The sequence below is a fragment of the Streptomyces aculeolatus genome (assembly GCF_020400605.1).
Lineage (GTDB): Bacteria > Actinomycetota > Actinomycetes > Streptomycetales > Streptomycetaceae > Streptomyces > Streptomyces aculeolatus.
On the sequence record NZ_JAINRD010000043.1, the window covers coordinates 21,711 to 35,075 of the forward strand.

Annotated in this window: 9 protein-coding genes; 3 read left to right on the forward strand and 6 right to left on the reverse strand. The window is 64.7% G+C overall.

What is annotated here, in order from left to right:
- Positions 1–4 precede the first annotated feature (4 nt).
- The gene (locus LG396_RS37945; protein ID WP_263980082.1) at positions 5–733 is read right to left on the reverse strand and encodes a potassium channel family protein; all 729 of its coding nucleotides are present in this window, start codon (positions 731–733) and stop codon (positions 5–7) included.
- On the reverse strand, positions 730–2,103 hold the full coding sequence (locus LG396_RS37950) for a TrkH family potassium uptake protein (RefSeq protein WP_225798190.1): 1,374 nt from the start codon (positions 2,101–2,103) through the stop codon (positions 730–732). The genes LG396_RS37945 and LG396_RS37950 overlap by 4 nt, the downstream gene beginning before the upstream one ends.
- Before the next feature lie 701 nt (positions 2,104–2,804).
- Between LG396_RS37950 and LG396_RS37955 the strand changes: the two genes are divergently transcribed.
- Both LG396_RS37955 and LG396_RS37960 read left to right on the forward strand, forming a co-directional pair.
- Positions 2,805–2,975 carry a hypothetical protein gene (locus tag LG396_RS37955; protein ID WP_225798191.1) on the forward strand — a complete coding sequence of 57 codons (171 nt, stop codon included), beginning with the start codon at positions 2,805–2,807 and terminating at the stop codon, positions 2,973–2,975.
- A gap of 723 nt (positions 2,976–3,698) precedes the next feature.
- The gene (locus tag LG396_RS37960; protein ID WP_225798192.1) at positions 3,699–4,652 is read left to right on the forward strand and encodes an IS481 family transposase; all 954 of its coding nucleotides are present in this window, start codon (positions 3,699–3,701) and stop codon (positions 4,650–4,652) included.
- A gap of 97 nt (positions 4,653–4,749) precedes the next feature.
- Here LG396_RS37960 and LG396_RS37965 read toward each other — a convergent pair whose 3' ends face one another.
- The 4 genes from LG396_RS37965 to LG396_RS37980 form a co-directional block, all read right to left on the reverse strand.
- The gene (locus LG396_RS37965; protein WP_372483639.1) at positions 4,750–5,229 is read right to left on the reverse strand and encodes a cold-shock protein; all 480 of its coding nucleotides are present in this window, start codon (positions 5,227–5,229) and stop codon (positions 4,750–4,752) included.
- A 107-nt stretch (positions 5,230–5,336) separates the two neighbouring features.
- Entirely contained in the window at positions 5,337–8,117 is a 2,781-nt protein-coding gene (locus LG396_RS37970; RefSeq protein ID WP_225798194.1) for a helix-turn-helix transcriptional regulator, read from the reverse strand.
- A 203-nt stretch (positions 8,118–8,320) separates the two neighbouring features.
- A complete protein-coding gene (locus tag LG396_RS37975) occupies positions 8,321–11,182 on the reverse strand; it encodes a helix-turn-helix transcriptional regulator (RefSeq protein ID WP_225798195.1) in 2,862 nt (953 codons plus the stop codon).
- A 530-nt stretch (positions 11,183–11,712) separates the two neighbouring features.
- Positions 11,713–12,666, reverse strand: coding sequence for a Na+/H+ antiporter NhaA (locus LG396_RS37980; RefSeq protein WP_225798196.1), 954 nt, complete (start codon positions 12,664–12,666; stop codon positions 11,713–11,715).
- Between the two features lie 612 nt (positions 12,667–13,278).
- Here LG396_RS37980 and LG396_RS40000 point away from each other — a divergent pair.
- Positions 13,279–13,365, forward strand: an 87-nt coding sequence (locus LG396_RS40000; protein ID WP_372483640.1) for a hypothetical protein, incomplete at its 3' end; no start/stop codon positions are given.

Sequence of the window (13,365 nt, forward strand, 5' to 3'; positions counted from 1 at the left end):
GCCTTCAGGTGAGCTCGGCGAAGGTTTCGACCGCTTGCGTGCGTCCGGTGACGATGATGACGTCGCCTTCCTCCAGGACCGTCTCAGCTGTGGCGTAGGTGAACACCTCTCCGGGGCGTTTGATGCCGACCACGGTGACGCCATGGTGGGTGCGGACGCGGCTCTCGCCGAGGGGGACGCCGATGGCGAGTCGCGGCGCGACGGTCTTGGCGAGTGCGAAGTCGTCATCGAACTGGATGAAGTCGAGCATCCGGCCGGTCACGAGGTGGGCAACGCGCTCGCCCATCTCGTGCTCAGGGAGGATGACGTGATGCACGCCGAGCCGTTCAAGGATCTGGCCGTGCTGACGGCTGACGGCCTTCGCCCAGATGTTCGTCACTCCGGCCTCCAGCAGGTTTGACGCGACCAGGATGGACGCCTGAATGTCGGTGCCGATACCGACCACCACATGGGTGAAGTCCTTCACACCCAACTGCTCCAGGGTTCCGGGGTCAGTGCAGTCCGCGGCGGCGGCATGGGTGAGCGCGTCGCTGTACTTCTGGACCAGCCGGGCATCGGTATCGATGCCCAGGACGTCCCACCCACGGCGCGTCAGCTCGTCGGCCAGTGAGCCGCCGAATCTGCCCAGGCCGATGACGGCGATCCTGTCCGTTCCGGCCTGCCGGCGGCCGCTGCCCGCCTGCTGCTTACCACGCATGCGGTGGAGGTGGTGCAGGTAGTTGCTCATGGTCATCCAATGACTGGGCGTTCTTCGGGCAGTTGAAAGCGGCGCGTGCGCTCGCGCAGCGCGAGTGCCGACACCAGGGTGATGGGACCGACGCGGCCGACGAACATCAGCAGGACCAGGACGACCTGGCCGACCGCCGGAAGGTCGGCGGTGATGCCGGTGGACAGGCCGACGGTGCCGAAGGCGGAAACCGTCTCGAAGAGCACCGCCTCGAACCTCTCCTGGGTCATGGTCAGCAGCACCACGGTGGCCGATATCACCAGTCCGATGGCGAGCAGCGCCACCGTCAGCGCCTGCCGCAGCGCGGTCGGCGGGATGCGGCGGCCCATGGTCTCGGCGGCGGGCTCGCCGCGCACCTCGGCGACCATGGCGACCGCGAGCACCGCGAACGTCGTGACCTTGATGCCGCCCGCGGTTCCTGCGCTTCCGCCACCGATGAACATCAGCACGCAGGTCACCAGCAGTGTGGCCGGGTGCAGTGCATCGATAGCGACGGAGTTGAAGCCCGCGGTGCGGGTCATGGCAGAGTGAAAGAAGCCGCTGAGCAGTTTCTCGCCGGTACCGAACGGACCGAGGGTGGCGCCGTTGGACCACTCCAGTGCACAGGTGAGAGCCGCCCCGGCGGCCAGCAGGGCAGCGGTGGTCGTCAGCGTGAGCTTGGCGTGCAGCGACCAATTGCGCCGGCCGCTGACCCGCCGCCGGTGCCGGTGCCGCAACACCTCCAACATCACCGGAAAACCGAGGCCGCCGCAGATGACCGCCGCAGCGACCGGCACAGTCACCCAGGGGTCGGTGGCATAGCGGGTGAGGCTGTCTGCGTGCAGTCCGAATCTGGCGTTGTTGAAGGCGGAGACAGCATGGAAGAGCGCGGAGTAGGCAGACTCGCCCACGCCCTGGTCGTAGCCGAAACGAAAGCGCAGCGCCAGCAGCGCCGCGACCGACAACTCCACGATCAGCGTGGTGCCTGCCACGCCCAGCAGTACCCGGCGTACGTCGCCCAAGCCGAGGGCCTTCGTCTCCACCTGCGCTGTCAGCTGAAGGCGCAGCCGGAGTCTGCCGGCGACGAGGAGCGCCAGCAGTGACGCCAAGGTCATGATCCCGAAGCCGCCTACCTGGATCAGCGCCAGGATCACGCCCTCACCGAAGGCGCTCCAGTGCGTTCCGGTATCCACCACCGTCAGGCCGGTCACGCACACCGCTGAGGTGGCGGTGAACAACGACGGCACCAAGCCCGTCGCAGAGCGGTCCTCGGCCGCCACGGGCAGCGACAACAGCAGGGTGCCGACAAGTACGACCAACCCGAACGCCAGAACGACCAGTCGCGCAGGGTGCGTGGCCAGCAGCGACCGGCCGGTCGAACGCAGCCAGCCACGCACAGCGGCCCCTTTCCCTGCCCGGGGCGGCTGGCGCAACCGGCGTCAGGACTCCGTCAGCTAACCATCAACGTCCGGTTCCCCACCCTAGCCGCCACCACGGTGCCGAACTATGCACATGCACGGCTTGTAGCCTCACCTGATCTGGTCACACGTTTCCCGGATCCGGCAACCTGCCGTGCCACCATGCGGTGAGGGCCGCGGCCGGGATGGAGACGGGAATTCAGCGACATCTTCCGCGTGGGCACGGCGACCGCGGATTGCTCGGCAGAGCTTCGAGCTGCAGCTTCGATCCGGCCGCGCAGGACCCGATCCGCCGCATGTATGGCGTCGTGCTGCTACGGCGAGCACCGCAAAAAACACCCTGGAGACCTTCACACTCCGCCATGGACTGCCCGGCCGGCCGAAAGGGCATCCGCCAAGTGCACCACCACCGCCCACACGATCATCAAAATTCCGTAAGGATTCCAGAGCCACGATGATGTGCGGGTCTGATATTCACAGGAATATGCCACGCTGGGCAGCAGCCGCTACGGAAGAAGGAGCCGAGCGATGGCAGGTGGTTCCGTGTGGGCATCGTCGGGGTACTCCCGGCGAATCCCCCGTTCCTCGACAGCGCCAGCCGCCACGCTATCGGACCTAGGCCTGCTGAATAGGTCAAGAGGTACCAGTACGCCGACACCTCGTACGCAACGATCAGACTCGTGAGACGCTCCCGGCCCGACGAGCAGATGTGGCGGGTCGAGTGGGGCCTGGGGTTACTCGCGGTGGTATTGGCCGTCACCGGGATCCTCACCGAGACGGTATGGGTTCTCGGGGTGGGGGCATGGACTCTGATCGCAGCCGGCCTCATCGAGATGATCTACCGGCCGTGACAGCAAACACCGCACAGCAGTATCTGGTCAGCGCCTGCGCGGGTTTACCTGGAGGGCTCAGCCCAGCTCAAGAGGGCGGTAGGCCTGCGGTGAAGGGCCTGACAGAACCGTTCGCGGACAGGGTCATCAGCGGCCGAGTCGGCGGCGGCCAGGTGACCGTCGGCCTTTCGGCGGTGGCCCGGACGTCTCAACTGCGGGGCGCGTCCTCCTGGTGGTGCGTGGCGTGCCGCAGTCCGCGGAGGCGGTCGCCGTGGCACGGTCTGGCACTGAGACTTCGGCAACCACTCCGAGAGCCCGCACCGCAGGACGCGATGGGTATCGTGTGACCCCGCGGATGAGGGGCCCGCTTCTTAGTGGTGTATTCGTAACCTTTCCGTCACCCACTCGATGCCCCTGAGAGTCGGGAGCCTTTCCAGGCAGGAGATCACTGCAGGTTGATAACGGCGACGGCACGGTGCCGAGTCGAGGACGCGGTGTGTCTAGCATGGCAGTTGATATTCGTCGTGGGGTGCGTGCGATCCCTCACGGGGAGGGTAGCCGTGAGCAAGCCGCAGTTCCATCGGTCAGCCTTTCCTGTCCGCGGTGCGTTGTCCATACTGCCCCAGGGTGTTCTGTCCACGGGGGTTGGTGACGCAGGGCTCGGCTGAGAGATCTTGAAATGGGTGAGGGCCTTCTGGCTCGGTGTGGATTGTGACATCGATGCCGGACGACAGAAAGGCCGTCATGCCTCACCGTGATGCACCCCTGACCGAGACCGGCCGTCTGCGCCTGGCCCGCTGCGTGATCGAGGACGGCTGGACCCTGCGCCGAGCCGCGGAACGCTTCCAGGTCTCGCCCACCACCGACCAGCGCTGGGCCAGCCGATACCAACTGCATGGCGAGGCAGGCATGACCGACCACCCCAGCCGCCCTCACACCAGCCCGCGCCGCACCCCCACCCGCACCGAGCGCCGGATCATCAAGGTCCGGATCCTGCGCCGCTGGGGACCAGCCCGCATCGCCCACCTGCTCCGTCTGGTGCCCTCCACCGTGCACCGCGTGCTGACCCGCCACGGCCTGGCCCGCCTCACACACCTGGACCGGGCCACCGGCCACCCCATACGCCGCTACGAACGAGAGCGTCCCGGCGAACTGGTGCACGTCGACATCAAGAAGCTCGGGAACATCCCCGACGGCGGCGGCCACAAGGTCCTGGGCCGACAAGCAGGCCGCAAGACCCGCAAAAACGCCGGCTACAGCTACCTCCACACCGCCGTCGACGACCACTCCCGCCTCGCCTACAGCGAGATCCACCCGGACGAGAAGAAGGAGACCGCCACCGCCTTTTGGACCCGCGCCCAAGCGTTCTTCACCCACGCCGGGATCACCGTCGAACGCGTCCTGACCGACAACGGCGCCTGCTACCGCTCACACGCATGGCGCGACGCTCTCACCGCGGCCCAGATCGCCCACAAGCGAACCCGGCCCTACCGGCCACAGACCAACGGCAAGGTCGAACGCTTCAACCGCACCCTCCTCGACGAATGGGCCTACGCCCACCCCTACCGCTCAGAGACCGAACGACGCAAAGCATTCCCCCACTTGCTACGCACCTACAATCACCACCGCGGCCACACCGCACTGAACGGCCAACCACCCTCCAGCCGCGCACCCAACCTCACAGGGCGATACAACTAGCGCCGCCGCAGCCCTCACCGGCAAGTCCGACCGGAACCAGAGCCCAGGGGGAGCTTCCGGGGTAGCGCCCTCGTCCGGTCGCGGGGGGTGTTCGCGATCAGCTTTCGGTGGCTTCCACCCACCCGTGAGCCAAGGCCGCCTCGGCAAGCCCCGTCCGTACCCGGTGGATCTGCCCAGCCGTCAGTGTTTCGTCGGCACGGATGAGGATCTCGGTCACTTCGCTGCGGAACTCAGAAAGTGACAGAACGTCGCAAGTGGGCTCCTCCTCCTCTCCTTGCTCGGCCTTCGCGGCAGCCGAAACCACGACCGGTGGGAGCGGCGCCGATTCAGTGTTGGCCCGAACAGTCGGCAAAGGAGCATCCACCGCGCCCGCCGTGACGAGGCGTATCTCCGATGCCTTCGGACCCCTTTCGCTTGCTCCGATGAAGAACTCCACGCGCCTCCCGGCCTGGTACAGGTACTCGTCGGCCAGCAGATCGTTGGCGTGCATAAACACGTCCTCGTGCCCCTCATCGGGTGTGATGAACCCGTATCCGCGGGACTCGTCGAACCGAACGATCGTCCCAGTCATCAACACCTTAGAATCTCCCATCAACCCTGCATACCACTTCTGCCCGCCGCGCGGGCCTCGTCACTTTCTCGCTTCCATCTACGACGATGGAGAACATATCGACTACCCCCGAGTCACCTTACATCCTCGACCTCGAATTGCAGTTCCAACGGCAATTGTTCACGACCTCGGATCCGGAATTTCCGATAAATTCCGGTGAGGTGCTGTTCAACAGTGCTGATCGTAACCGACAGGCGCGAGGATATGTCGCGGTTCGTGTACCCACACGCCGCCAGCACAGCAACCCGCCTCTCCGCGTTGCTGAGCCGGACCTTCTGCACGTCGACGTCATGGCTCTCCGCCTCGCTGTTCCCGTGGCTCCCATCGTATGCGAGTCGCCCTGTGGTGCACAGCGGCTCGGCGCCGCACTCCTTGGCAAGGCTCCAGGCACGGCGCGCGGCCGTAGCTGCCTGTGCCGTTTCTCCGTGTCGCTTGTACGCGTCTGCGAGATCGTACAGCGTACGGGCCAGTTCGAGTCGGTCGCCGGCATTGCGGAGCAATGCCATCGACCGGGCAAGGATCGGCAGTCGCCTGTCTGGAGGAGTCGTTGCCGCCAATAGGCGCAGGGTCATGCCTCGCGCCCTGCCGCAACTGTCGGTAATCCTGGCCTGTTGCTCCACGATCAGCCGCTCCGCCTCACCTCGCTGCCCGAGCCGAAGCAACACCTCAGCCGTGTCACCGCGCCAAGGCAGCCATGTGGGGATATCGGTGTCCAAGCGGCGCGCGGCCTCGCCCACGGATGTGAAATCGTCGAGTGCATCGACGAGCCGGTCGGCGGCTAGGTGGTAGTGGCCTCGAGCCCGAAGGTACATGAGGCCGTAAGCTGTACCGAACAGGTCCTCGGGGGTTGGCTGGTTCAGTACTTTGGCGCCGGCCTCGTAGTTCCCCATGTTTGTTTCCGCCATGAGCTCCACGGACATCAGCCAGCAGGTGAGCAGGCTCCTGCTACGCCTGGACATTCGCTCAAGACCAAGCCGGGCCGCATCTCTTGCCTGCGGCATGTCGCCTTCGTGATACGCGGCTTCTGCCCGGAGTCCAGCGAAATGTGCGGACCAACCAGGGGCATCACGTTGATCTGCCTCTCCCAGGAGGACACCGCTCCAGTACTGTGCCTCCTCCGTCCTTCCCGCATAAGTGAGGCATTTGATGGCGCTACTGATGGCTTCCAGAGTCGAATCAGTGAGGACGGACCGCTGGAGAAGCTCTTGAGCCGCGACCGTGATCTGATCCCCATCGGCCGGCATGGGCCCGCTCCACGGCTGCCCATTGCGCCCTGCACGGCCAGGGTAAGGAGATTCGCTGTCACCGAACTCTTCACCTGCACGCACCCAGGGGTGGTGCAGTTCACCGACCAGAGCCCGCGGGCCCGCCGCCCAGTCGATGGGCAAGGGGGAAGTCCGGTCGTCGAGTTCACGCAGTGAGCCGAAGACCTCCTGGGCTTCCTTGCTACGCCCTTGTCCGAGGAGAATATTCGCCAGCATCGCCCTGTGCTGGGCGATGAGAGCTCCGGCCCGCAGGCTGACCAGCAGGTCGTCGCTCAGCCTCTCCGCACCCCCCGGGTCACGCCGCTGGAGAATGACGGCGGACCTGAGGAGGATCTCGACACGCTGCCGCGTATGGAAGCAGAATCGGTGGGCAAGCTCCAAGTAGTCGATCGCCAGCCTGTCCTGGTCTTCCGCCAACACCTCTTCGGCTGCATCCTGTAGCACGGAAATTCCCCACGGCTCCTCCACCCGATCTGCGCTCAGCAGATGGTCGGCGATTCTCACCGCAGGGGTGCCGTCGGCGTGCAGAAGCGCGACGGTACGACTGTGCAGTTCGCGTCGGCGGACGGTTTCCATGGCATCGAGCACGGCTGCCTTCGCGGTGGGGTGCCGGAAGGCGAGGTCCCGTAGCACGCCAGTTGCCTGGAGTACCCGCACACCAAGTTCGGCCACGGCTGCCGGAAGTTGACAAAGGCGTCGGATGAGATCCGGGGTAGCGGCCTCTCCCAAGACCGCAAGCCCCTCAGCCACTCGCGCCGCTGCAGGTCCGCTCCGCGCAACACAAGTCAGTATCGTGTGCACGAAAACTTCGCCTGGCGCGAGCTCTGCAGTCTGCCCCGATGGAACGCCCCCAACAGCTGCCGCCCGGTGATCTTCAAGAAGGGCCCGAATCAGCAGGGGATTCCCGCCGGTGGCCGTGAAGAGACCATCGACAAACGGGTCGTCGCTGGATACAGGCAAGTCCTCGCTCACCAGTTTCATAACGCCGTCTGGCGTCAGACTCATAAGCTGCATGCGTTTACATTCGGGCTCCTGCACGAAAGCGTCGCGGTAGGAAGGGCACGACTGCCGGTGGTGCAGGACTTCGGTGAAGATCATCATGAGGGCCGTCGCTCTGGAGCGCGAGGCGATGTACAGCAGGCGCCGCAGGGAGTTGTCGTCCGCGTGGTGCGCGTCATCGACGCCGATGACGACGGGTCGGTCGCGAACGACGGCGTGCAGTGCCGTACACGCCTTGAAAGTTCCCTCCTCGTAGCCCCATTCAGGGTGTTCAGGATCGTGTGGACCCCCTCCGTCCCCGTAATCTGCCGATAGTGCAGCGAAAGTCCTACCAATTCTGTCGGGGACCGATGCACTGTCGGCCAGTTGCCTCATCACCGACAGGGGGAGGTCACGCTCCGAGTTCAGGGCCGTTGCCCTCAGAACGATTGCTCCCTCCGCAGCCGCCTTCTCCAGTAGCGCTTCGAGCAGCCTGGTCTTGCCACACCCGGCGGGGCCTTCCAGGACAGTTACGTTCGATTTTCCTGACAGGCAGTCAGCGAGAGCTGCTTTGAGCCTGTAGAGTTCCGCTTCCCTATCGATTATTGGCATACAGATCCGACCCTACCTATGTGCACAAAAGAGTCAATGTTTGGGGGGTTAACCGGATGGCTTCGTTCTCATGAGCGTCTCGAATCCCCTGCACAGAGAATGCCAAGGAGGTTCGATCAGTCACCCAGCTTTCGACTCCATCGCAGTTTCCGTTTGAGAAGACCATCAAGAGGGCAGTTATGCCGGTCCTCTTGTCCGCAACGTCAGGCGACGCCGCCAAGATCGAATGGCATGTCGACGGGAAGTTGCTGGCGGCCAGCAATGTCAAGCTTTCGATACACACGTGTGAGGTGCTGCTCCACGGTGCTCACCGTAACGTGGAGCCTCATGGAGATGTCACGATTGCTGTAACCGCTCGCTGCCAGCACGGCTACCTTCCGCTCCGCCTCGCTGAGCTTGTTTGTCCATGCCCCGGCATCACCCTGCACCTCATTCTCTTGCTGCCCAAGCGACTCGTCGTGTTCCTTCAGCAACCACGCGCAAAGCGGTTCTGCTTCACATTCCTTGGCCAATTTCCAGGCACGCCGTGTGGCTACGTTGGCCCGATTCGTCTCCCCAAGTGACCGATGGGTCTCAGCAAGGTCGCGCAGCGCCCGCGCCAGTTCCAGCCGGTCCCCTGTCACCTGCAGTTTCTGCACGGCGCTGGTGAGCAGTTCGAGCCGCTTGTGGGGCTCCGTGGCCGCCCCCAGTAAACGAAGAGACACGCCACGGACTCGCGTTCTCTGTGCACTGGTCATCACCAGTTGCTCTACAACCAGGCGCTTGGCCTTCTCCCGGTACCCGAGCATCAGCCAAGCCTCAGCGGCGTCACCACGCCACGGCAGCCAGGCCGGTTCGTCAACGGCCCAGCGAAGCGCCATACTGCCGACTGTGAGAAAGTCATCGAGCGCGACATGCGGTCGACGGGTAGCGAGGCTGTGCAGCCCTCGCGCCCGTAGGTACAATAACCCGAAGCCGCTGCCTAGCAACGAATCGGCCGGCGGTCGATTCAGTTCCCTCGCGCTCTTCTCGTAATGCCCCAGTGCGGTCTGCGCCATAACCTGTAGTCCGATAAGTCCACCGGCGAGAACACTCTCCCTGCGTCCTGAGAGGCGGCTCAGCGCGTCCTGAGTGATGGCCTCGGCCTCAGACGGCATGCCAAGATGTAAGGCTATGTCGGCGCGCAACAGGGAGAGCCAGGCATACCAGCCATTGGCCCTTCGCTGGATGGACTCACGCATGAACAGGTCGCACCAATGCCGCGCCTTTCTTACTTTCCCGTCGTCCAGAAGGCACCTGAGCGCGACGATGATTGGCTCGAGTGTGGAGTCGTTCAGCACAACGCGGCGGAGTGTCGCCTCTGCGGCGGCGACGTCGTGGGCGTCCAGCTCCCCTGTCGGTAGTCTTGGGCCAACACCTTTGCGAGAATGCCGCTCGGGGAGCAGAGCAGTATCCGCGTGAGGCCAGCCACGGCGCAGGCGTACATCCACTGGCCGACGCGTCAGCGCCGCGGGGGCGTCTGAGGTGAGCGCCGGAGCGGCAGCGAACTCGGAGGCGCAACTGCTCCTGAGTTCGGACTCCACACGGTTCACCTCGTCCAGTTCCGCAAAGCGGCACTGTCCACGCAACAGGTCGGCGACAGCCTGGCACTGGTCAAGGGCGACCCGGCCGGACCGCAGGTCACCGAGCAGTTCCTCGGCCACTCGCTCGCTTGCCAGTGGGTTAGTACGACGCATAAGGATGGCGGTCCTTATGCGAATCGATGTGCGCTCCCGTTCGTCAATGCTCATACGGTGGGCCATTTCCAGATACTGGAGCGCCTGGTGCTGTCGGCCCTCGACGAGTACCGCCTCGGCCGCCTCTTGCAGAACCGTGACTTCCCAAGGTTTCCCCGTGCCCCCGGCGACCAGCACGTGGGAAGCGATCTCTGTTGCGGCGGCACCGTCGGCGCGCAGGAGGGCCGCTGCCGATCCGTGTAGTTGCCGACGGCGCTCCGGATCCATCCACTCCAGGACGGTCTCCCGTACGGCGGGATGACGGAATCGGCCACCACGGATAATGCCAACCGCTTCGAGCGCACGTATTCCGCGGCCCATCTCGGTACGCGAAACCCCACAGATCTGACTCAACTCTGCTGCCGAACCGACATCAAGGACAGCAAGCCCATCGGCCGCGACCGAGGCGTCAGGGCCGCTGTTGGCCAAACAGGTCAGCACGGCTTCCTGGAAAGCACCCGAGCGCGGGGGATGTTGCGACCTGCCTTGCGAAGACGACGATCCGGACACAACTGTGTTCTCGTCGAGAAGGGCACGAAGTAGCAGTGGATTTCCGCCTGTGAGCGCGTAATATCGCTGCGCCGCCGTTTCATCGGGCTCACTATTGGTGTACTCGGCAACGAAGTCTGCCACGGCGTCGCTTTCGAGACAGGCCATGTGTAGCCGCTGCAAGTGCGACAGCCGAAGGAATTCGGTGCGATGCGTATGGTCCTGCCGGTGACTGTACGGAGTCTCCGTAGCAGCCAGCATCAGACGGCTTCCTCGCGACCGGCCGGCTATGTACAGCAGGTACCGCATGGAGGTGGCGTCCACATGCTGGAGGCCATCTACGCAGATCAGCAAGGGTTTCGTCGCCGTCAGACCGCGAAGTGCGGTCCAGACTTGCTGCATCTCGGCCGTCCCGCCGAGGCGTCCTTCGGCAGAACGGAGAAGGGCTCTGGCCTGGTCCAACGCAGAGCGAAAGTCTGCCGCAGCCCCTTCGGAGAGTGACGGATTATTGAGAATCTGACGAATGAGGCTCAGTGCCGTCGATGCCCCGGACGGCCGAGCCTGAGTCCAGAGTGTGCACACCCCAACCGACGACGCATGGCGGGAAAAGCGGTACAGAAGTTCCGTTTTTCCGCATCCGGCAGGGCCCTCTACAATGACGAATCGACCTCTGCTTGCCAGGGATTCAGTGAGGGCGTGTGTCAGCAACTCAAAATGCGGGCTCGCCATCAAAAGCTCCATCCCCCGTTCCACTTCAGGCTTCGCCACGAGGAAACCGACATGGTTGGCGTGCCAACTTCCGGATTCCAGGACGGACGACATGGTCGTAGTTGCGCCGTCGCCGTGGGCTAGCTGTCGCGCTGATGGTAAGGATGATGAAACCGGCCGGAAGACTCTGTGTCAACACGTGCACCACGAGGCAACAGCAGGACTCAAGCAGGCGTATTTATCGCGTTAGGGATTCAGTAATCGTTAGCGCTCAATGATGGCCACACGGTATAATCCGCGAGCGGCGGGACAGCTCATACATAGCCCCCAGCAGTGCCGTAGTCGGCAGGCGGGTACGTGATTGACGAGTGCTCTTTCGTGCGAATCCTGCCCGCACCCGACCACGATCGAGGTTCTCGAACATGATTTGGCCAGCTGTCGGCACCAGCCGGCCCATGGAGGCCCTCTTAGATTTCACACCGTACGCAGGTGGGAGCGACAGCCAGAGAATTCTTTCGTGATGCGGGTCCACAATTGGCGCATATTATCGAGGTTGCGGCACCAGCCCTCGTCACCCTTGGTGACGGCCTCAAAGCCGGGCTACTGAGGGAGCGCCGTGCGATCCCCCGCGCCCACTCGGGCAGTCATGCTGGCAGAGGGGCAAGGGTCTCTCTGAGGTGTCCGCGGAATTTCACGCAGTCGTAGGGAATCGCCCCCGCGGGGTGGCTGACGGTCCCGACGAGAAGGGGCAGGCCAACCGCCAGCCGTGAAGGACCGGCGCAAGGGTTGGGCGCGGCCCCAGCGATCTTTGAGGACGGACGCCCGACCGATGAGCCAAAGCGTCCCGACATGTCCGGAACCTCGGTGCGCACGATTCGATTCACCTGCGGACGAGCGATCAGCTCCCTGGTGAGGGCGGTAGAGATCAACGTCCACACCGACACACCAGGCGTCGCGTACCACCAACCGCCAGTGCGCTGGAACAGCGTCAACGCGTAGATGGCCGCAAGGGCCACGAAGGTGCCGCCCAGGGTGAGGAGGTCGATGATGTTCGTAGCGGACCTGGTGGTGACCGCCATCGCGCCAAGTCCGCTGCCGACCGGGAGGAGCAGCAGGAGGCCGCCCAGGGCGACGGGGCGGTGGGTGAAAGACAACGTGACCGCGGCGAAGGCAAGCACAGTGCTGATCGCCATCAAGGCCGCCCGGCCGTTAGAGCCGCCGCCCGCCGAGGTGGGCAGCAGGTAGGCAGCGGCTGAGACGACCACGCATGAAAGGGCGGCAATCACCGGCAGGTGCGCCGTCCTCTGAGTCCGTAACTCGCCCGCGCCCGGTTCACCTTTCAGTTCGATGCCGACGCCGACGATGAAGAGGGTAAGCAGCCCGTTGGCCATCCAGCGCTGCACGGAGAAGCCGAGATCCCCTAGGGAGGCATACGCTTCAGGCGCAGCAATGATCGCCCAACCAAGGGCCAGCACCACCGCCGCCAACGCGCCTGGGCCACTGAAGTTCAACGTGGTGAGCGCACGTACTAAGGACCTGCGCTCGAGAAGCGGCTGGTCGCTGACGAGAGAGGGCGTCTGCTGAGGCGGGATGTGCATATGGACGCCTCCGGGAGATCGACGGATGGGCACAGAGCCCTCTTCATCGCCGACCAGACTTCCCGGCACACCGTGCGTCGCCTTGACGCGTTCGCTGCATCGTACCTGCTGAGCCCATCGGCCACCAGGTTGCCCGCGGCCCTGGTACGTCTCGGGCCGGATGCCCCGGGCGGTGGGGGCAGGAACGTATCTCGCCCGACACTGCCACTGGTGGGCCGGGCGGCCATGACACCCGCAGGTAGTGGCTGCTCGGCTGTGCCGACCAGGCGATGCTGCACGGCAGCGCTGGGCGCCTGCCCCGGCGGACATTGCGCCGCCGGCGCACGCTTCCAGACGTTTCTCACCGCGGCATTCGACCGTGCCAGCGGACACGCCTGGAGCACGGTCACAGGTTGGCGGCTGCTGTCGCTAACACTCTCCTCTGTGTGCGAGGGGACTCCCGTCAGAGACGTGTCAAAGGACGATGCGTCCCCGTCAGGGAGGCGTCAAGGGCAGCCCTGCCGCCGCGGCAGCGGGGTTGTCTGGATGCGTCCGTCCTTCTCCGCCGACGTCCACATTCACACGATGACCGGCGTGCCGGAGCGTGGGACAGACCGGACAGGACAAGGAGCCATGGGACGCGGCAAACTCCGGATCTACCTGGGCGCGGCGCCGGGCGTCGGCAAGACCTACGCGATGCTCTCCGAGGCGCACCGCCGC